Source organism: Pseudomonas sp. WS 5503 (assembly GCF_012985385.1).
Taxonomy (GTDB): domain Bacteria; phylum Pseudomonadota; class Gammaproteobacteria; order Pseudomonadales; family Pseudomonadaceae; genus Aquipseudomonas; species Aquipseudomonas paracarnis.
Map to the genome: position 1 here is coordinate 322029 of NZ_JAAQWI010000001.1, position 17021 is coordinate 339049.

24 protein-coding genes and 1 pseudogene are annotated in these 17021 nt (G+C 60.0%); all 25 read left to right on the plus strand.

Annotated elements, in window-relative coordinates:
• Positions 1-32 precede the first annotated feature (32 nt).
• The 25 genes and pseudogenes from HBO10_RS01515 (at position 33) to HBO10_RS01630 (ending at position 17018) form a co-directional block, all read left to right on the plus strand.
• Positions 33-911, plus strand: a complete 879-nt coding sequence (locus HBO10_RS01515; protein WP_019818190.1) for a GPO family capsid scaffolding protein — start codon at positions 33-35, stop codon at positions 909-911.
• A 45-nt stretch (positions 912-956) separates the two neighbouring features.
• On the plus strand, positions 957-1964 hold the full coding sequence (locus tag HBO10_RS01520; RefSeq protein ID WP_015372702.1) for a phage major capsid protein, P2 family: 1008 nt from the start codon (positions 957-959) through the stop codon (positions 1962-1964).
• 11 nt (positions 1965-1975) lie between these two features.
• On the plus strand, positions 1976-2695 hold the full coding sequence (gpM, locus tag HBO10_RS01525; RefSeq protein WP_124414150.1) for a phage terminase small subunit: 720 nt from the start codon (positions 1976-1978) through the stop codon (positions 2693-2695).
• 100 nt (positions 2696-2795) lie between these two features.
• On the plus strand, positions 2796-3257 hold the full coding sequence (locus tag HBO10_RS01530) for a head completion/stabilization protein (RefSeq protein ID WP_169921887.1): 462 nt from the start codon (positions 2796-2798) through the stop codon (positions 3255-3257).
• The gene (locus tag HBO10_RS01535) at positions 3257-3469 is read left to right on the plus strand and encodes a tail protein X (protein ID WP_103451534.1); all 213 of its coding nucleotides are present in this window, start codon (positions 3257-3259) and stop codon (positions 3467-3469) included. Before HBO10_RS01530 ends, HBO10_RS01535 begins: the two co-directional genes overlap by 1 nt.
• A gap of 27 nt (positions 3470-3496) precedes the next feature.
• Positions 3497-3850 (plus strand): putative holin, encoded by a 354-nt coding sequence (locus tag HBO10_RS01540; RefSeq protein ID WP_014717568.1) that lies wholly within the window; start codon positions 3497-3499, stop codon positions 3848-3850.
• A 1-nt stretch (position 3851) separates the two neighbouring features.
• A complete protein-coding gene (locus HBO10_RS01545) occupies positions 3852-4130 on the plus strand; it encodes a phage holin family protein (protein WP_014717567.1) in 279 nt (92 codons plus the stop codon).
• Complete coding sequence (locus tag HBO10_RS01550) at positions 4127-4972, plus strand: N-acetylmuramidase family protein (protein WP_169921888.1); 846 nt, start codon at positions 4127-4129, stop codon at positions 4970-4972. Before HBO10_RS01545 ends, HBO10_RS01550 begins: the two co-directional genes overlap by 4 nt.
• On the plus strand, positions 4969-5172 hold the full coding sequence (locus tag HBO10_RS01555) for a hypothetical protein (RefSeq protein ID WP_169921889.1): 204 nt from the start codon (positions 4969-4971) through the stop codon (positions 5170-5172). Before HBO10_RS01550 ends, HBO10_RS01555 begins: the two co-directional genes overlap by 4 nt.
• Positions 5169-5648 carry a hypothetical protein gene (locus tag HBO10_RS01560; protein WP_169921890.1) on the plus strand — a complete coding sequence of 160 codons (480 nt, stop codon included), beginning with the start codon at positions 5169-5171 and terminating at the stop codon, positions 5646-5648. Before HBO10_RS01555 ends, HBO10_RS01560 begins: the two co-directional genes overlap by 4 nt.
• Positions 5645-6010: pseudogene (locus HBO10_RS31185) on the plus strand (LysB family phage lysis regulatory protein); the annotation flags it as partial. The gene HBO10_RS01560 and the pseudogene HBO10_RS31185, both read left to right, overlap by 4 nt.
• Positions 5931-6188, plus strand: coding sequence for an Rz1-like lysis system protein LysC (lysC, locus tag HBO10_RS31095; protein ID WP_222937086.1), 258 nt, complete (start codon positions 5931-5933; stop codon positions 6186-6188). The pseudogene HBO10_RS31185 and the gene lysC, both read left to right, overlap by 80 nt.
• Complete coding sequence (locus tag HBO10_RS01570; RefSeq protein ID WP_169921892.1) at positions 6185-6667, plus strand: phage tail protein; 483 nt, start codon at positions 6185-6187, stop codon at positions 6665-6667. Before lysC ends, HBO10_RS01570 begins: the two co-directional genes overlap by 4 nt.
• A complete protein-coding gene (locus HBO10_RS01575; RefSeq protein WP_169921893.1) occupies positions 6657-7115 on the plus strand; it encodes a phage virion morphogenesis protein in 459 nt (152 codons plus the stop codon). Before HBO10_RS01570 ends, HBO10_RS01575 begins: the two co-directional genes overlap by 11 nt.
• A 61-nt stretch (positions 7116-7176) precedes the next feature.
• Complete coding sequence (locus HBO10_RS01580; RefSeq protein WP_169921894.1) at positions 7177-7755, plus strand: phage baseplate assembly protein V; 579 nt, start codon at positions 7177-7179, stop codon at positions 7753-7755.
• A complete protein-coding gene (locus HBO10_RS01585) occupies positions 7752-8096 on the plus strand; it encodes a GPW/gp25 family protein (protein WP_127882326.1) in 345 nt (114 codons plus the stop codon). The genes HBO10_RS01580 and HBO10_RS01585 overlap by 4 nt, the downstream gene beginning before the upstream one ends.
• On the plus strand, positions 8093-9004 hold the full coding sequence (locus HBO10_RS01590) for a baseplate assembly protein (protein ID WP_169921895.1): 912 nt from the start codon (positions 8093-8095) through the stop codon (positions 9002-9004). The genes HBO10_RS01585 and HBO10_RS01590 overlap by 4 nt, the downstream gene beginning before the upstream one ends.
• Positions 9004-9621 (plus strand): phage tail protein I, encoded by a 618-nt coding sequence (locus tag HBO10_RS01595; RefSeq protein ID WP_169921896.1) that lies wholly within the window; start codon positions 9004-9006, stop codon positions 9619-9621. Before HBO10_RS01590 ends, HBO10_RS01595 begins: the two co-directional genes overlap by 1 nt.
• Positions 9618-11177 (plus strand): phage tail protein, encoded by a 1560-nt coding sequence (locus tag HBO10_RS01600; protein WP_169921897.1) that lies wholly within the window; start codon positions 9618-9620, stop codon positions 11175-11177. The genes HBO10_RS01595 and HBO10_RS01600 overlap by 4 nt, the downstream gene beginning before the upstream one ends.
• Positions 11178-11188: 11 nt before the next feature.
• Positions 11189-11620: a phage tail assembly chaperone gene (locus tag HBO10_RS01605; protein WP_169921898.1), complete on the plus strand. Its 432-nt coding sequence runs from the start codon at positions 11189-11191 to the stop codon at positions 11618-11620.
• 128 nt (positions 11621-11748) lie between these two features.
• A complete protein-coding gene (locus tag HBO10_RS01610) occupies positions 11749-12918 on the plus strand; it encodes a phage tail sheath protein (protein WP_169921899.1) in 1170 nt (389 codons plus the stop codon).
• Positions 12919-12975: 57 nt separating this feature from the next.
• Positions 12976-13491, plus strand: a complete 516-nt coding sequence (locus HBO10_RS01615; RefSeq protein ID WP_169921900.1) for a phage major tail tube protein — start codon at positions 12976-12978, stop codon at positions 13489-13491.
• 47 nt (positions 13492-13538) lie between these two features.
• Positions 13539-13877: a phage tail assembly protein gene (locus HBO10_RS01620; RefSeq protein ID WP_169921901.1), complete on the plus strand. Its 339-nt coding sequence runs from the start codon at positions 13539-13541 to the stop codon at positions 13875-13877.
• Between the two features lie 8 nt (positions 13878-13885).
• Positions 13886-14005: a GpE family phage tail protein gene (locus tag HBO10_RS01625; protein ID WP_169921902.1), complete on the plus strand. Its 120-nt coding sequence runs from the start codon at positions 13886-13888 to the stop codon at positions 14003-14005.
• The gene (locus HBO10_RS01630; RefSeq protein ID WP_169921903.1) at positions 13995-17018 is read left to right on the plus strand and encodes a phage tail protein; all 3024 of its coding nucleotides are present in this window, start codon (positions 13995-13997) and stop codon (positions 17016-17018) included. The genes HBO10_RS01625 and HBO10_RS01630 overlap by 11 nt, the downstream gene beginning before the upstream one ends.
• Positions 17019-17021: the final 3 nt, after the last annotated feature.

The window sequence follows — 17021 nt, forward strand, 5'->3', positions numbered from 1 at the left end:
GGCAGACTGCCACCGCACTGAGGGATTCACGCATGGCCGGCAAAACCGACAACCCAGCCAAGAAACAACGTTCCAAGTTCTTCCGCGTCGCCGTTGAAGGCGCCACCACCGATGGTCGCCAGATCGAACGCCAATGGCTGGTCGACGCTGCCGAGACCTACAGCCAGAACACCTACGGTGCGCGGGTTTGGATTGAGCACATGCGCAGCTTGCTGCCGGATAGTCCCTTCCGCGCTTACGGCGATGTCGTCGCGCTGAAGACGGAAGAGGTCGAGATTGCCGGGGCCAAAAAACTGGCCTTGTTCGCGCAAATCGAACCGACCTCCGACCTGATCGCCATGAACAAAGCACGGCAGAAGCTGTACACCAGCATCGAGATTCGGCCGAAATTCGCCGACACCGGCCGCGCCTATTTGGACGGCATCGCCGTTACCGATACCCCGGCCAGCCTGGGCACTGAGATGCTGACGTTCAGCGCCCAGCATCCGGACATGAACCCGCTGACCAGTCGCAAACGCGATCCCGGCAACCTCTTCTCAGAGGTCGTCGAGATTGAACTTGAATTCGAAGAAGTCGAGGACGAAGGCGGCAAAGTCGCAGGGCTTTTCAGTCGCGTTCTCGACCTAATCGGCAAGAGCAAGGACAAGGAAGGCAAGGATGCCGCCCTATTCACTGAACTCGGCCAGGCTGTTGAGGCCATGGCCGAGCATGTCGCCGGTCAGGGCGAAGCCTTTACCGCCGAAAAAACCGCCCGCGAAAAGCTGCAGACCGCTCACGAGAAGCTGTCTGCCGACTTCACTGCGTTGGTTCAACAGCTCGAAAAAACCCCGGACACCACCGGCCAGAAACCGCAGTACTCCGTTCGCCCGCCGGCTACGGGCGGTGACGGCGCACTCGTCACCGACTGCTAATCCAGATCACGGACAACACCCAGCCAAGGAACATCGGAGAACACCATGCGTAACGATACTCGCGTTCTTTTCAACGCTTACCTGCAACAACTCGCCCAATTGCACGGCGTGAGCGACGTCACCACCAAATTCACAGCTGCTCCGTCCGTTGCACAGACGTTGGAAACCCGGATGCAAGAGTCGAGCGCGTTTCTCAGCTCGATCAACGTCTACGGCGTGGCTGAGCAGTCGGGCGAAAAAATCGGCATCGGTATCGACGGTACTATTGCCGGCACAACCGATACCACCCAGCAAGACCGCGAGCCACGTGACCCTACCGGCCTCGACAACCGTAGTTACACCTGCACCCAAACCAACTTCGATACGGGCCTGCGTTACCAGAAGCTGGATCAATGGGCCAAGTTCAAAGACTTCCAGGCGCGTATCCGTGACGCCATCATCCGGGCCCAGGCGCTCAACCGGATCATGATTGGCTGGAACGGTACCAGCCGTGCGGCGACCTCTAAACCGGACATCAACAAGCTGCTGCAGGACGTTAACGTCGGATGGCTGCAAAAGATGCGCCTGGAGAACCCTGCACGCGTAATGAAAGAAGTGGTCGACGGCAGCGGCAAGATCCAGATCGGCGCGGGCAAAGACTTCGAAAACATCGACGCCCTGGTCGTGAGCATGGTCAACGAGTTCATCGAGCCCTGGTACCAGGAAGACACTGACCTGGTGGTGATCTGCGGTCGCCAGCTGCTGGCCGACAAGTACTTCCCGATCATCAACAAAACCCAAGCGCCGACCGAAATGCTTGCGGCCGATATCGTCACCAGCCAGAAGCGCATCGGCAACCTGCCAGCAGTGCGAGTGCCTCACTTCCCGCCGAACGGCCTGCTGGTTACCCGCCTCGACAACCTGTCGATCTACTGGCAGGAAGGCACCCGCCGCCGCACGGTGGTGGATAACGCCAAACGCGACCGTATTGAAAACTACGAGTCGGTCAACGAAGCCTACGTGATCGAAGACCTTGGCTGCGCAGCCATGGCCGAAAACATCACCCTGAGCTAAGGCGAGCAACCATGACCAACCCTTGCCGTCGTCACTTCCAGCGCGTCACAGCAGCCGTTGCAGCGGCTGCTGTGGCCGGCCCAGCCATGACCATGGAAGGTTCCACTGTTTACGAACTGCACCTGGCGAAGCTCCAGCAGGATTACTTGCGTCTGAAACAGGTGCAGTCCACCGAGGGCAAAGCAGAGCTGAAAAAGCAACTGCTGCCCGAATACGTCCCATACGTGGAAGGCGTGCTGGCAGGCGGCAAAGGCGCGCAGGACCAGGTGCTAACCACTTTGATGGTTTGGCGAATGGATGCCGGCGACTTTGCCGGCGCCCTGGACATTGCCGAGTACGTCATCCAGCACGCATTGCTCATGCCTGACCGCTTCGAACGCACTACCGGCACCATCGTTGCCGAAGAAATTGCCGAAGTCGCCCTGAAGGCGCAGAAGGCCGGTGGCACGTTCGACGTGAAGCTGCTGCTGCGCACTGAGCAAATCGCGGGTGAAGAAGACATGCCCGACCAGGCTAAAGCCAAGCTGCATCTGGCCCTGGGCAAGGCTTTCGCGGAGATGGTTTCCGACGACGACACGTCGGAAAGCAAAGTGGCCGCCCTGTGTCACCTGGAGTCCTCGAAAAAATATCTGTCCCGAGCTATCGAGCTGAACACCAACTGCGGTGGCAAGAAGGATTTGGAGCGCGTCGAGCGTCTCCTCAAAAAATACGCTGCTCCTGCAGCTAACTGAGCGTCCCCACGCACCCCGCCGGCTCGGGGCGGATCGGCCAGGCCGCTCCTCCTGAACGTGAAGCCCCGACCACCGGCGATCTATTTTCGAGTGCAGTCTCATGAGCGCATTTGTTGCCAGCGGCACCGTCGCCAGCGGCCACATAAACACCGACCCGTTCTGGCCGTCGATTGATCTGGACAACCTGCGCGCTACTCTGCGCATCGACTCCAGTGTCACCCCGGCCCGCCTGGAAACCGCCGTGATCGCTGCCGCCATCAATCTCAACCGCGAGTTAAGCGACTGGCGCGCCATTCAACAAGCGGCTGGTTACACAACGCTGGACTCCGTCCCAGGTGACCGCATCGAGGACGTATCGGTAAAGGCCCACCTCTACCGTCGCGCCATCGAAGCCGCTACCGGTGCCGAGGTGTGCGAGCGTTACCGCGACTACAGCGCCACCAACTCCGGCAATGCCAAAGCCGAAGAGACTGCACCCACCATCGACGACTACCGCCGCGACCTGCGCTGGGCAGTCCGTGATTTTCTCGAAAAAAACCGCACCACCGTGGAGCTGATCTGATGCCAGTCACCATCCGCGCCAATCAAAACGAGACCGTCGACGCGCTGTGCTGGCGGTATTACGGCAGAACCGCGGGCGTCACCGAAGCGGTGCTACAGGCGAATCCAGGCTTGGCTGACCACGGCCCCGTCTTGCCGCACGGCCTACCCGTCAACATGCCCGAAGCCCAAACCAGCGCGCCCCAGCGGCAGATGGTGAACCTATGGGACTGACTCCCTGCAACCAAGGAAACCCACACCATGGCTGATCCGACTTCCAGCGCCGTGACCGGCCTGCTTATGGGCCTGGGCCTGGCAACCGTAACGCCGATAATCGACGGCGAGGCGCTGTTCGGCGCAATTCTCGGCGCGTGGCTGGTGACCAGTACCAAGCATGACCTCAAGGTCTGGCAGCGGTTGGGCTCGCTGTTTCTGTCGGCCGGCGTGGGCTATCTGTTCGCGCCGATGGCCTTGCAGGCCATCCCGTTCATCACCAGTGGCGGCGGCGCGTTCCTCTGCGCCCTGGTGGTCATCCCGATCAGCATCAAGCTGATGGTGTGGGTGGAAAAAGCGGACATCTGGGACATCTGGCGTCGCATCCGAGGGGGCAGCTGACATGCCAAACATCGAACTGGCCGTGCAACTGATCACGGCAATCGCCTACTTGCTGAGCGCCTTCCGGTTGGCCTGCTACACCCGAGGCGCATCCAGGTATCGGCGCAGCATCTCACTACTCGCCAGCCTTTTCGGCTCGGCACTGTGCATCTGCGGCCTGGAAATACTGCTGTACCGCCAGCCCACCAGCCTCTGGCAAGCCGTCTCCATCGTATTGCTTTGCACCCTGATTTTCCGTTCACGCGGCAACGTCGCCGCCCTGTTGAGGCCCAGTGCATGACCACCACCCTTCGCCACGGCGACCGCTCGCAGGCGGTGCTTATCCTGCAAAAGAACCTCAACAGGCACGGCGCCAAACTGGTGCCCGACGGCCACTATGGTGACGCTACAGAGACGGCCGTCCGTGCGTACCAGGTGAAAGTTGGTCTGGTAGCCGATGGCGTTGCCGGAACCAAGACCCAGACCAGCCTGGCCGGTGGCGACTGCGCCGAGTTGCTTCGCAATAGCGACCTCGTAGCCGCTGCCGAACGCCTGGGCGTGCCGCTGGCAAGCATCTACGCGGTCAATGAAGTAGAGTCAAAGGGCAAAGGTTTCCTCAACAACGGCAAGCCGGTGATCCTGTTCGAACGGCATGTCATGTACCGCCAGCTCGCCAAGGTTCGACAGACGGGTGATGACCCCGCAGAGATCAAACGCCATGCCGACGAACTCGCCGCGACCAACCCCGCCCTGGTCAACCCGAAGGCCGGTGGCTATATCGGCGGTACCGCCGAGCACCAACGCCTAGCCATGGCCCGCCTGATCGACGACACGGCCGCACTTGAATCCGCATCCTGGGGCGCTTTCCAGATCATGGGTTATCACTGGGAGCGCCTTGGCTACGCGAGCGTGCACGCCTTCGTGGCGGCGATGAGTGCCGGCGAATCTCAGCAGTTCGACGCCTTCACCCGTTTCATTGAAACCGACCCGGTGCTGCACAAGGCGCTGAAAGCCCGCAAATGGGCCGAGTTTGCCCGGCTCTACAACGGGCCTGACTACCTGAGAAATCTTTATGACACCAAGCTCCAGCGCGCCTATGAGCGGCACGCCAGCTGCGAGTGCGGGAAAGGGGTGGCAGCATGATCGACTTCGAAGCGGTTCAAAAACTGAGGGTGCAGGACGGTGACCTTTTGGTGGTGCCGGAATCGACCGAACAGGAAGACATGGTGCGGCTGGCCGAGTGCATCCAGCTGATGAACAACGCAAGGGCAGTAATCGTACGCGGCCCGATTAAACAGCTCGACACCGCTACCATGAACAAACTCGGCTGGTACCGCGCATGAACCAAAAACCCGCCTACCTCGAAATATCACCTCGCCAAACAGGCAAAACCAAACGCCTGGTCCAGTTTGCTAACGAACTTTATGGTCAGGGTAGGACTGTAATTTTTGTCACTCCCCTTGCTAACTGTGAGCTTGGCTTGGCACCGGGTGTCATTGTTCTTTCAGATGGTAAAAACCCTCCTCCCGGTACCGATATCGGGCGCGCAGTCTGGTTTTATGACGAGTTCGACTGGCTGAAGTCAATCAAGATTCGGGCCGGAGCTTACTACGCAACAACTGCAAAGAAGGTAAGACAGCTCGGGGTCGACACCCCGGAAAATGACTTGCTGCTGAGACTGATAGAACTCAATAACCTGCACTTTCAACGGCACTTCTGGTTTTTCGGTCTGAAGCCAGACAGTTGGTTGGCTGAGTGCAGAGCCACCTACACCCCCGAGGAGTTCCGCGCATTTATCTTGGGCGAGTTCCTGTCATGAACACCCTGCGCCAGGCCCTGTACGGCATTGCCCTGCTCGGTGCCCTGGCGCTGCTGATCTGGGGCCAGCAACAGCGCATTAACACCGCCCAAAGCCAAACAGACCTGGCAAAGAGTGCGGCCAAGACGGCCCGCGAAGACGCCGACCGCAATCTGGCGACCGCCAACACGCTCACCGCCACCCTGAAGCAAGAGCGCGAAAACCAGTCAACTCTGCGCGCCCAGCAGGATCAACTGCGCCAGGCCTTGGCAAAGCGCGCACGAACCATAGAGGAGCTGAAACTTGAAAACGACGAACTACGCAACTGGGCTATTCAGCCTCTGCCTGACGCTGCTCGCCAGCTGCGTGAACGCCCCGCCCTCACCGGCGCCGCAGCTTACCGTGACTGGCTGTCCGGCCGTGGTGCCGTGTCAGCTGCCGGCGACAAACCCAGCCAGCAACGGTGACCTGCTCACCGACGAGGACCGCGCCGAAGCCGCTTGGGCCGACTGCGCCGCACAGGTCGACATGGTCTACAAACACCAGCAGGCTCAACCATGAATAAGCACGAGAGCCTGCGCGCTCACCTGTTGGCCACCGTAGCCGAGTTACGGCACAACCCTGACCTGTTGCTGATCTTCATCGACAACGGCAAGGTGCGCTGCACCGCTGCGGCGACCCTTTCCTTTGAATACAGCTACGATCTGCAGATCATCTTGACCGCCTTCGCGGGTCACCCTGACAGCGTGATGCTGCCCGTACTGGGTTGGATCAGCGTCAACCAACCGGAGCTGCTGGAAAACTACGAAAAAATGCAAACCGGTATTCAGTTCGAAGCCGACATTCTTGATAAAGAGAAAGTCGATCTCGGCCTTACATTGCGCCTGACGGAACGGGTGGTGGTAGGCACGGATGAGCAAGGTAAAACCACTGTTCGCCATGTCGGAGAGCCACAACGAGTGGCTGGTTATCTCGATTCGAATTGGATACCGGGTTCCCAAGGCAACGCCAGCGAATGGATGGTGCCCGATGACAAATAAGCTGGAAGCACTGGAGACCTGGGCGTCCGGCCTGTTGGAGCAGCTCCAGCCAGGCGCCCGCAATCAGCTCGCCCGCTCCATCGGCCAGGAACTGCGGCGCAGCCAACAAATGCGGGTACTGACACAGCAAAACCCGGATGGCAGCAAGTTCGCACCACGGAAAAAGCGGGACTTGCGCGGCAAGCAAGGCCGTATCCGGCGTAAGGTTGAGATGTTCAAAAAACTGCGTACCGCGACCTATATGAAGGCCCGAGGCGACAGCAACGCCGTGACGGTGGGATTTACCGGGCGGATCTCCCGCATCGCCAGGGTTCACCAGTTCGGATTGAAGGACCGCGCGGAGCGCGACGCGCCCGAAGTGCGCTATGAACAGCGTGAAGTATTGGGCTTTACGGACGAAGACCTCGATTTGATACGCGACAGCTTATTGGCCCACCTGACACTGTAAGCCCCCTCCCTACAAGGCGCGGAAGCTGCGCACGCACGCGCGTAGCGCCACCATCGGCGCCATGAACGACTTAGCCGCCCTCGCCCGCCTGCTCGAAAACCTCATCCGCTTCGGCGTCATCGCCGCCGTGCAGATGGAGCCCCCACGCGTGCAGGTTTCAACCGGAAAACTGACCACGGCCTGGCTTCCCTGGCTCGCATTGCGCGCCGGAGCCGACCGCGAATGGGATCCGCCCACCGTCGGCGAGCAGGTGATCCTACTCAGCCCATCGGGCCAGCTCGCCAACGGCATTGTCGTGACCGGCGTGTTCAGTGACCACATCCCGGCCAACGGCAACCGCGCCGGCCTCCACCGTCGTACCTACTCCGACGGCACGGTGATCGAATACGACAGCGTGGCCCACCACCTCAACGCCACGTTGGCCGACGGCGGCACCACCAACCTGATCAGCACCGGCGGCATCAACCTGGTCGGCGACATCACGCACAAAGGCGACTACAACCAAACCGGCAATCAGACCGTCACCGGTCGGGTTGACGTGTCGATTGACGTGGTTGCAGCGGGCGTCAGCGTGGTCAAACACCCGCACACCGGCGTCAAGGCCGGCGGCGACCAATCCGGGGCGCCCATCCCATCATGAACCGACATACCGGCGGCGCCATCAGCGAGCGCGAGCACATCAGTCAGTCGATCACCGACATTCTCACCACTCGCATTGGCACGCGTGTCATGCGCCGCGAATACGGCAGCTTGGTGCCAGAGCTGGTGGATCACCCCTTCAACGACGTCAACCGTCTGCGCGTATACGCCGCCACGGTCATGGCCCTTATGCGCTGGGAAACCCGCATCAGCCTGAGCCGTGTGCAGTTCGCGGGAGCGAACATGCAGGGCCAGGCCTCGATTGATCTGGAGGGCACCGTGGTGGACACCAATGAGCCGCTGAGCCTCAGCGTGCCCCTGCAGCTGGGTGGCAGTGTATGAACAGTTTCGCCGCCATCGACCTCAGCCAGCTGCCGCCGCCGCAGATCGTCGAGCAGATCGACTTCGAACAGATCCTGGCCGAGCGAAAGGCGTACATGATCAGCCTCTGGCCGGCCGACGAGCAGGCCCAGATCGCGGCACGCCTGGAGATAGAGTCGGAGCCGCTCACCAAGCTGCTGCAGGAAAACACCTACCGCGAGACCGTATGGCGTCAGCGGGTCAACGAAGCGTCGCTTGCCAACCTGCTCGCCACCGCGCGGGGCACTGACCTGGAACAGTTAGCCGCAAACTTCAACGTCAAGCGCCTGGTGATACAGGAAGGCAAAGCCAACGCTGTGCCTCCGATCCCAAAGCTGATGGAAGGCGACGAAAGCCTGCGTGAACGCGCGCAGATGGCCTGGGAAGGGTTGAGCACTGCCGGCCCGCGCAACAGCTACATCTTCCACGCCAGGGCAGCGGACGGTCGGGTAGCCGACGCCACCGCCGAAAGCCCCTCGCCTGCCGTCGCCGTGGTCACGGTTCAGTCATTGCTGGGCGATGGCACGGCGCCCCCCGAGCTGCTTGCCGTCGTCAACGCTTACCTGAGCGACGATGACCGCCGGCCGGTGGCCGACCGTCTCACTGTCCAGGGCGCGCAGATCCTGAATTACCAGGTCAAGGCCAAGCTTTATCTGCTGTCGAACGGCCCGGAGTCGGAACCTATCCTGGCTGCCGCACAACAGCGCCTGCTGGCCTACGTTCATCAACGGCGCCGCTTGGGGATGGAAGTTTCGGAATCTGCCCTACATGCCGCGCTCCACGTCGAAGGTGTGCGCAAGGTCGAGCTTGAGGGCTGGGCGGACATCGTCGCAACCAAAGCTCAGGCGCCGTATTGCACCGGTATCACATTGAGCCGAGGCGTTGAGTGATGGGTGCGCAGCAGCTGTTACCGGGAAACGCTACACCGCTGGAGCGCCAAGCGGCTCAGGCACTCGCGCAGATCCAGCGCGTCCCCATTCCTTTGCGACAGCTCTGCAACCCGGACACCTGCCCTGTCGACCTGTTGCCCTATCTGGCTTGGGCTTTCTCGGTTGATCGCTGGGACAGCAAATGGACGGAGGCCGCGAAGCGCGCAGCCATTCGCTCATCGCACTACGTCCATTCGCGCAAAGGCACCATCGGCGCTCTGCGCCGCGTAGTGGAGCCGCTCGGTTACCTGATCGAGGTGCTGGAGTGGTGGCAAACAAGCCCCGAAGGGGTGCCAGCCACTTTCGCCTTGAAGGTCGGGGTGTTGGAAACCGGTATCACCGAAGAGATGTACCAGGAACTGACCTGGCTGATCGACGACGCCAAACCGCTCACCCGCCATCTGACAGGCTTGGCGATCAGTCTGGAAACCACCGGCCCGGTACATATCGGCGTCTGCATCACCGATGGCGACGAAATTGACGTGTACCCCCCAATGCAACGCGACATCGAGGTCAGCGGATACGTTCGCCTGGGCGGTCGTGAACACCACATCGACACCATGGATATCTACCCATGACAGACCAAAACAGCCAGTTCTTCGCCATTCTCACCGCTGTAGGTAAGGCCAAGCAGGCCAATGCTGACGCCTTGGGCATTCCCTGGACTTTTTCGCAAATGGGGGTTGGCGATGCCAATGACACCTTACCGGTCCCCAGCGAGCAGCAAACACAGTTGATCCGAGAACGCAGACGCGCCCCGCTGAATCAAGTGAAGGTTGACCCAAACAACGCCAACATCATCGTTGCCGAGCAGGTTATTCCTGAAGAGGTCGGCGGCTGGTGGATACGTGAAATAGGGCTCTATGACACTGCGGGCGACTTGGTAGCCGTGGCGAATTGCGCCCCCAGCTTCAAGCCACTGCTAAGCCAGGGTTCTGGCCGAACGCAAGTCATCAGGATGAACCTGATCGTCAGCAACACGGCAAACATTGAGCTGAAAATCGACCCCAGTGTCGTCTTGGCGACCCGGGCCTATGTTGACGGCAAGGTGCTTGAAGAAATCAACAAGCTCGACAGCAAGCAATCTGTACGCGCCGCGACCACAGCGAACATTGCGCTCGCCGGCCTGCAGGCTGTCGATGGCGTCGCCCTGGTAGCGGGTGATCGTGTACTCGTGAAAAACCAGGCGGGCGCAAAGGACAACGGTTTGTATGTTGTCTCCGCTGGTGCTTGGGCGCGCACCGCGGATGCGGACTCGAACGCAGAGGTCACGTCGGCGATGCTGGTCTCTGTTGAGCAGGGCGCCACATTGGCGGACACACGCTGGCAGTTGATCACCGACGGGGCCATTGTTCTGGGCACCACCCTACTGACTTTCCAGAACGTGACGCAAGGGTTTGCACCGATCAACTCGCCAGCGCTCGTTGATCCCTCAGCCAACACACCACCACTGTTCGACAGTTCTAAATCGCTCGCGACGACTGAGTTTGTTGCACGTTCGGCAGGTAGCTTTGGCGGATCTATCAGCATTACAGTCAGTAGGGTGCTGACTGTCAGCGATATCGGTAAGCGCCTGGAGTTAGCGACCGGCGTAACCGTGACACTGCCGGCGACGGAATCCGTTCCCAATGGCGCGGCGGTGTTGATATCTGCGGGGCCACAGTCCACCACTTCCCGCGTAACTGTTGCCGCTGGTGACCAGTTGGCAATGAGCAACTTGGCCGTGACAGTTCCTTACACGCTTTCTCCCGGCGGAGACTTCATCGCTATACGTGAATCCGGCGTATGGCGTTGTCACTTCGGCAGCGAAACGCTACGAACTGCATCAATTTTTGCCGCTTCTTTGGGGGGCAACGGCTATCAGAAACTCCCAAGCGGCCTGATTCTTCAATGGGGCTACAGAACTACCAGCGCGCTATCAACCAATTACACAGCCGACGCCGTAACTTTCCCAATTGTATTTCCCACAGCGATCTTATCCAGGGGCGGGTCATTTGGTTCGGGCGCAGCAGCCAGCTGGCTTTCCTTCACGCTTGAAGCGACAGATACGCCCCGGTCCTCAATGACTATCAGGGCGGGCAGTGGTTCGCCCTTCGCTGGGCAACCGTTCAGTTGGTTCGCCCTCGGCTGCTAAGGAGAAAATCTATGTTTGCATCAAAATCTACTCGCGGCTTTTACGATGCCGAGATCCATGGGGCCAGCCTGATTCCTGACGATGCGATAGAGATCTCTGCTGAGTATCACGCAGAGCTGCTCACGGGGGAGTCGCAAGGCAAGATTATTACCTGGGGTGATGACGGTCTCCCGGTGCTGGTTGATCCGCCGCCGCCCAGTGATGAGGTATTGGCTGCTGTTGAACGTGCTTGGCGGGATCAGCGCCTATTTGAAACGGATGGTGTCGTGGCACGCCATCGCGACGAGCAGGAAGAAGGCTCAGAAACCACATTGGCTGCCAGGCAGTATAGCGAGCTTCAGGCGTACCGCCGTGCGCTCCGCAACTGGCCCGAATCCGGGGAGTTTCCCCTCATTGATCACAGGCCGGCAGCACCACCGTGGCTGACTGAGCAAACTCAATAGCGTCCTTCGGGGCGCTTTTTTCTATCTGCGCCCTGTAGCTGCTTCCCCTACAACCTCATGCACTCGCCGATTCGGCGCGCGCGCGGCAACCTCTGCACTGTCATTCCATCACAGCGCAGGCATAACCCATGGCCGATTATCTCCACGGCGTGCGGGTCATCGAACTCAACGACGGCACCCGCCCCATTCGCACTATTCCCACCGCAGTTATCGGCATGGTTTGCACGGCTGAAGATGCGGACCCTCTCGTTTTCCCCCTGGACACGCCCGTCCTGCTCACCAACGTGCAGACCGCCGTGGGCAAAGCCGGCGTAAAGGGCACCCTGGCCGCCAGCCTGCAAGGCATCGCCGACCAGACCAAGCCCTACGTCATCGTGGTACGGGTCAAGGAAGGCGCCGACGAAGCGGCCACCACCAGCGCCCTGATCGGCGGCACCACACCGACCGGCCAGTACACCGGCATGAAAGCCCTGCTCGCCGCCAAGTCCCGCGTGGGCATGACGCCGCGCATTCTCGGCGTGCCTGGCCTGGACAGTTTGCCGGTGGCCACCGCCCTCGGCGCCATCGCCAAAGACCTTCGCGCCTTTGCTTACGTCAGCGCCTGGGGCTGCAAAACCAAGGAAGAGGTGGTTGCTTACCGCGAGAACTTCGGCGCCCGCGAGATGATGGTGATCTGGCCGGACTTCCAGAACTGGGACACCGTCGCCAACAAGACCACCACCGCCTCGGCAGTGGCCCGTGCGCTGGGCCTGCGCGCCAAGATCGATCAGGAGACAGGTTGGCACAAAACCCTGTCCAACGTGGCCGTAAGCGGCGTCACCGGCATCAGCGCTGACGTGTTCTGGGATCTGCAGAACCCGGCCACCGACGCCAACTACCTCAACAGCAACGACGTCACCACCCTGATCAACGCCAACGGCTTCCGCTTCTGGGGTAGCCGCACCTGCAGCGATGATCCGTTGTTCGCCTTCGAAAACTACACCCGCACCGCGCAGATCCTCGCGGACACCATGGCCGAAGCGCACATGTGGGCCATCGACCGCCCGATGCACGCCTCCCTGGTACGCGACCTAGTCGAAGGCGTGAACGCCAAGATGCGCGAGTTGAAGTCCCAGGGCTACCTGATCGGCGGCAGCTGCTGGTACCCGGACGACATCAACACCAAAGACACCCTCAAGGCCGGCAAGCTCTGGGTGGATTACGACTACACCCCCGTGCCACCGCTTGAAGACCTCACCTTCCGCCAGCGAATCACCGACCGTTACCTGATCGACTTCGCCAAGGGCATCAACAGTTAAACCGGGCCTCCCCGCGAGGGGAGTTCACCCTGAACACGTATCCCGGAGAACACCGCCATGGCAATGCCTCGCAAGCTCAAAAACCTCAACCTGTTCAATGACGGCAACAGCTACCTTGGCTTGGTGAAGTCCCTCACCCTGCCCTCCCTTGGCCGCAAGATGGAAGGCTATCGCGGCGGCGGCATGAATGGTCCGGTCAAAGCTGACCTGGGCATGTCCGACGACGGCATCCAGTTCGAATGGAAGACCGGTGGCCTCGATCTGATCTCTCTGCGCCAGTTCGGCGCCGTCAACGCCAACACCGTAGCCCTCCGTTTCTCTGGCCCCTACCAGCAGGACGACACCGGTGAAGTCAGCAACGTGGAAGTGGTCGTGCGCGGTCGCCACGAAACCATCGAGATGGGCGATGCCCAGCCCGGTGAGGACACCGAACACTCCATGACCACCACCTGCAGCTACTACAAGCTGACCGTGGATGGCGAAGAAATCATCGAAATCGACCTGCTCAACTTCGTAGAGAAGGTCAACGGCGTGGACATGCTGGAGAAGCACCGCACCGCCATGGGCATCTGACCCGCCTTAGATCAAACACCAAACCTTAACCACCCGGAGTTTTCTCAATGACCACCAAAGCAGCCACCGAACAACCCGATGTGCAGCAACTGGCCGACGACAACACCGTCATCCTCGACACTCCAATCCGTCGCGGCACCAACAGCATCGAGAGCATCACCCTGCGCAAGCCGAACTCCGGCGAATTGCGCGGCGTGAGCCTGTCCGACCTTTTGAATCTGGATGTCGCCAGCCTGATCAAGGTCATCCCACGCATCAGCAACCCGGGTATTACCGCAGTTGAAGCGGCAGGCCTCGACCCGGCTGACCTTGTCGCCATTGGTAGCAAGGTCATCGGTTTTTTGTTGCAGAAGTCGGTGAAAACGGATGCATCCCTCGTTGCGTAGAGGACGCTATGGCCGATCTGGCCGTGGTTTTTCACTGGGCACCAGCTGACATGGATCAGCTGGGCCTGCAGGAATTGATGGACTGGCGCGAACGGGCGCGACTTCGGAGCTGTGTCGATGGCGAATGATTTAAGACTGCGCGTGTTGCTTGACACCATCGACAAAGCCACTGGCCCGTTGAAGAAAATCACAGGGGCCAGCACTGAAACCGCCCGCGCATTGAAAGCAGCTCGTGGACGCCTAAAGGAACTCAACACCCAGCAGAAAGACGTGAGCGCCTGGCGTTCCCAAAAGACTGCTGCTGACGAGACCAAACAGTCCCTCGACGCAGCCCGCGAACGGGTTAAGGCCCTCAGCCAGCAATTCGCCGCAACCGGCGTACCGACCAAAGCAATGACCAGGGACGTCCGGGCGGCGGTGCGCGAAGCACAGCGCCTGAAACAAGAACACCAACAGCAGAGCGAGCAGCTTCAGCGGCTGCGTTCCAAGCTTTCAGACGCCGGCATCAGCACCAAGAATCTCAGCACCCACGAACGTCAGCTGCGCGACCAGATCAGTGCCACGAATAACAGCATCAGTGAGCAAGGCCGGCGCCTGCGTGCGCTGAACGCCACTCAGGAACGAATGGCAAAGGCCCGAGCTCGACTCGACAGCACTTACAGCAGACGCAGACAGTTCGCTGGGAATACTGCGATGGCCGGCGCCGCTGGAATGGGCACCGGCTATGCCATCGGTCGTGGGCTGTACGCCCCCTTGCAGGAAGGCAAGCAGTTCGCACTTGAAGAGAACCGCGTCGCCGCATTGGGCCTGGGGAAAGAAGACACCGGCAAAGCAATAGAGTTTGCCAAGCGCATGAAGACCTACGGCACCAGCGTTACGGAAAACCTGACGTTGGTACGGGATGCAATGACTGTGTTCGCCGATGAGCATGAAGCCGAAATGGTTGCCCCGACTTTGGCAAAAATGAAGTTCGCGAACCACGCCATATATGGCGAGGAAGAAGGCTCCGAGAACGAACGCAAGTTCATGGACATGCTCAAGGTGATCGAGCTGCGTGGTGGCCTGGCAAGCAAAGAGGCGTTCATCAACCAAGCCGATATTGTGCAACGCATCCTCACCGCCACGGGTGGTCGTGTAGGGCCGAATGAATGGCTGAACGTGATCAAAACCGGTGGCGTTGCGGCCAAAGGTATCAAGGACGAGGCGTTCTATTACCAGATGGAACCGCTGGTGCAGGAAATGGGTGGCCACCGCGTCGGTACAGCGATGATGAGTGCCTACTCCAACATCTACCAGGGAAAAACCACCAAGCGTGCGGCCAATAATTTGGAGAAATTAGGGTTGGTCGATCCGGCCAAGGTCAAGCACGACAAGGCCGGACAAATTGCCTTTCTCGATGTCGGCGCAATCAAGGGCAGCGAGCTATTCCGGGAAAACCAGTTTGAATGGATGGAAAAAATCCTGCTGCCGCAGCTCGCCGCCAAAGGCATCACGGATAAAAAGCAGGTACTGGACAGCATTGGCAGCATCTTCTCCAACCGCACCGCATCCAACCTATTCGCACAGATGTATTTGCAACGCGAGCAAATCCACAAAAACGCCAAGCTAAATGCCGGCGCTGACGGCATCGACCAGCTCTACGACAAAGGCATGAACACCGCCCAGGGCGTCGAGCTGGAGCTGCTCGCTCAGAAAGCCAACGCCTATCGGGAAATGAGTGCGGCGATTCTGCCCACCTACGTCGAAGCGCTGAAAAGCATCACCGAAGCGATTAAAGGCGTTACCGCCTGGATGAAGGAGAACCCAGCTGCTGCCGCTGGCATGACGAAAACCCTGATGGTGGTCGGTGTGCTGGCCGGTGTCTTTGGCGCACTTGCTTTGACCCTGGCGAGCTTGATCGGCCCTTTCGCAGTAGTTAGTTACGGCATGGGCTTGTTCGGTCTCAAGAGCGCCGGGATTGTCGCAGTAACCCAGAGACTGTTCCCGACATTGGTTGGCCTCGCCAGAAACGCCTTTCCTATGCTGATGCAGGGCATTCGCTTGCTGGCCGTGACCATGGGTGGGGCCTTGCTGACCGCGATTCGGACGGTTGGCATAGCCCTGTGGGGATTGGCGGCCAACCCGATTGTTCTGATCATCGCCGCCGTTGTCGCCGCGATTGCCGGCGGTGCGTACCTGATCTTCCGGAACTGGGACGCAGTGAAGCTGTACTTCAGCAATGCCTGGACTGAGATCAAGGCCGGATTCAACGGCGGCATCGGCGGAATCATCGCCACGCTGGTGAACTTCAGCCCTCTGGGGCTGGTGTACCAGGCATTTTCCGGAGTACTGAGTTACCTGGGCATTGAACTGCCCTCACGCTTTACCGAATTCGGCAGCATGATCGTCAACGGACTGGTGAATGGCCTGATGTCCGGCATGGGCCTGGTGAAGGACACCATCGTATCAATCGGCGACTCGACCATTGGATGGTTCAAGGAAAAGCTCGGCATTCACAGCCCGTCGCGGGTGTTTGCGGAGCTGGGCGGCTTTACTATGGCTGGATTGACCCAAGGGTTGGAAGCCGGTGAGAAAGGTCCACTCGGGGCAATCAACGACCTCAGTAAGCAGATCACTCAAGTGGGACAACTGACCTTTCCAGTACCCGCGTTCCCGGCTCCTGTGATTGCCACTACGAGTATTGATAGTAAACCGGCTCCAGACGTACGCCTCCGCGACGCCAGAGAGTTTGCGCTTGGTCCTACTGCGGCGAGCACGCCACCCGTTGAAAAACAGCCCTATGCGCAATTGCACTCTCCAGACAGGCCCTGCATACCTTCATTGCCCGCCACTGCACAGGTTCCAGCACCGCTTGAGGAAAATCCTCTCACAGCCTTGATCAACTTCGGCAAGCAATTCATCACCGCCGGCACGTTGGCGCTCGGAACAGTAACGACGCCCGCAATCGCTATCGATGAACGCCCCCCAATTAATCAGCTCGCGGCGCCTAGCTATGACAGCCATGACAACTATGAAATCAACATCCACCCAGCCTCAGGGGACGATGCACGAGCGATCGCCAGAGCCGTGCGCGCCGAGCTGGCCCGCATCGCCAGCGAGAAAAGTGCCCGCACGCGCAGCAGGCTGTCTGATCTGGAGTAATGC

What these genes read in the sequence shown, in the direction of transcription:
- HBO10_RS01515 (WP_019818190.1), top strand. Translation starts at nt 33, where the DNA reads ATGGCCGGCAAAACCGACAACCCAGCCAAGAAACAACGTTCCAAGTTC.
- HBO10_RS01520 (WP_015372702.1), top strand. Translation starts at nt 957, where the DNA reads ATGCGTAACGATACTCGCGTTCTTTTCAACGCTTACCTGCAACAACTC.
- gpM (WP_124414150.1), top strand. Translation starts at nt 1,976, where the DNA reads ATGACCAACCCTTGCCGTCGTCACTTCCAGCGCGTCACAGCAGCCGTT.
- HBO10_RS01530 (WP_169921887.1), top strand. Translation starts at nt 2,796, where the DNA reads ATGAGCGCATTTGTTGCCAGCGGCACCGTCGCCAGCGGCCACATAAAC.
- HBO10_RS01535 (WP_103451534.1), top strand. Translation starts at nt 3,257, where the DNA reads ATGCCAGTCACCATCCGCGCCAATCAAAACGAGACCGTCGACGCGCTG.
- HBO10_RS01540 (WP_014717568.1), top strand. Translation starts at nt 3,497, where the DNA reads ATGGCTGATCCGACTTCCAGCGCCGTGACCGGCCTGCTTATGGGCCTG.
- HBO10_RS01545 (WP_014717567.1), top strand. Translation starts at nt 3,852, where the DNA reads ATGCCAAACATCGAACTGGCCGTGCAACTGATCACGGCAATCGCCTAC.
- HBO10_RS01550 (WP_169921888.1), top strand. Translation starts at nt 4,127, where the DNA reads ATGACCACCACCCTTCGCCACGGCGACCGCTCGCAGGCGGTGCTTATC.
- HBO10_RS01555 (WP_169921889.1), top strand. Translation starts at nt 4,969, where the DNA reads ATGATCGACTTCGAAGCGGTTCAAAAACTGAGGGTGCAGGACGGTGAC.
- HBO10_RS01560 (WP_169921890.1), top strand. Translation starts at nt 5,169, where the DNA reads ATGAACCAAAAACCCGCCTACCTCGAAATATCACCTCGCCAAACAGGC.
- HBO10_RS01570 (WP_169921892.1), top strand. Translation starts at nt 6,185, where the DNA reads ATGAATAAGCACGAGAGCCTGCGCGCTCACCTGTTGGCCACCGTAGCC.
- HBO10_RS01575 (WP_169921893.1), top strand. Translation starts at nt 6,657, where the DNA reads ATGACAAATAAGCTGGAAGCACTGGAGACCTGGGCGTCCGGCCTGTTG.
- HBO10_RS01580 (WP_169921894.1), top strand. Translation starts at nt 7,177, where the DNA reads ATGAACGACTTAGCCGCCCTCGCCCGCCTGCTCGAAAACCTCATCCGC.
- HBO10_RS01585 (WP_127882326.1), top strand. Translation starts at nt 7,752, where the DNA reads ATGAACCGACATACCGGCGGCGCCATCAGCGAGCGCGAGCACATCAGT.
- HBO10_RS01590 (WP_169921895.1), top strand. Translation starts at nt 8,093, where the DNA reads ATGAACAGTTTCGCCGCCATCGACCTCAGCCAGCTGCCGCCGCCGCAG.
- HBO10_RS01595 (WP_169921896.1), top strand. Translation starts at nt 9,004, where the DNA reads ATGGGTGCGCAGCAGCTGTTACCGGGAAACGCTACACCGCTGGAGCGC.
- HBO10_RS01600 (WP_169921897.1), top strand. Translation starts at nt 9,618, where the DNA reads ATGACAGACCAAAACAGCCAGTTCTTCGCCATTCTCACCGCTGTAGGT.
- HBO10_RS01605 (WP_169921898.1), top strand. Translation starts at nt 11,189, where the DNA reads ATGTTTGCATCAAAATCTACTCGCGGCTTTTACGATGCCGAGATCCAT.
- HBO10_RS01610 (WP_169921899.1), top strand. Translation starts at nt 11,749, where the DNA reads ATGGCCGATTATCTCCACGGCGTGCGGGTCATCGAACTCAACGACGGC.
- HBO10_RS01615 (WP_169921900.1), top strand. Translation starts at nt 12,976, where the DNA reads ATGGCAATGCCTCGCAAGCTCAAAAACCTCAACCTGTTCAATGACGGC.
- HBO10_RS01620 (WP_169921901.1), top strand. Translation starts at nt 13,539, where the DNA reads ATGACCACCAAAGCAGCCACCGAACAACCCGATGTGCAGCAACTGGCC.
- HBO10_RS01625 (WP_169921902.1), top strand. Translation starts at nt 13,886, where the DNA reads ATGGCCGATCTGGCCGTGGTTTTTCACTGGGCACCAGCTGACATGGAT.
- HBO10_RS01630 (WP_169921903.1), top strand. Translation starts at nt 13,995, where the DNA reads ATGGCGAATGATTTAAGACTGCGCGTGTTGCTTGACACCATCGACAAA.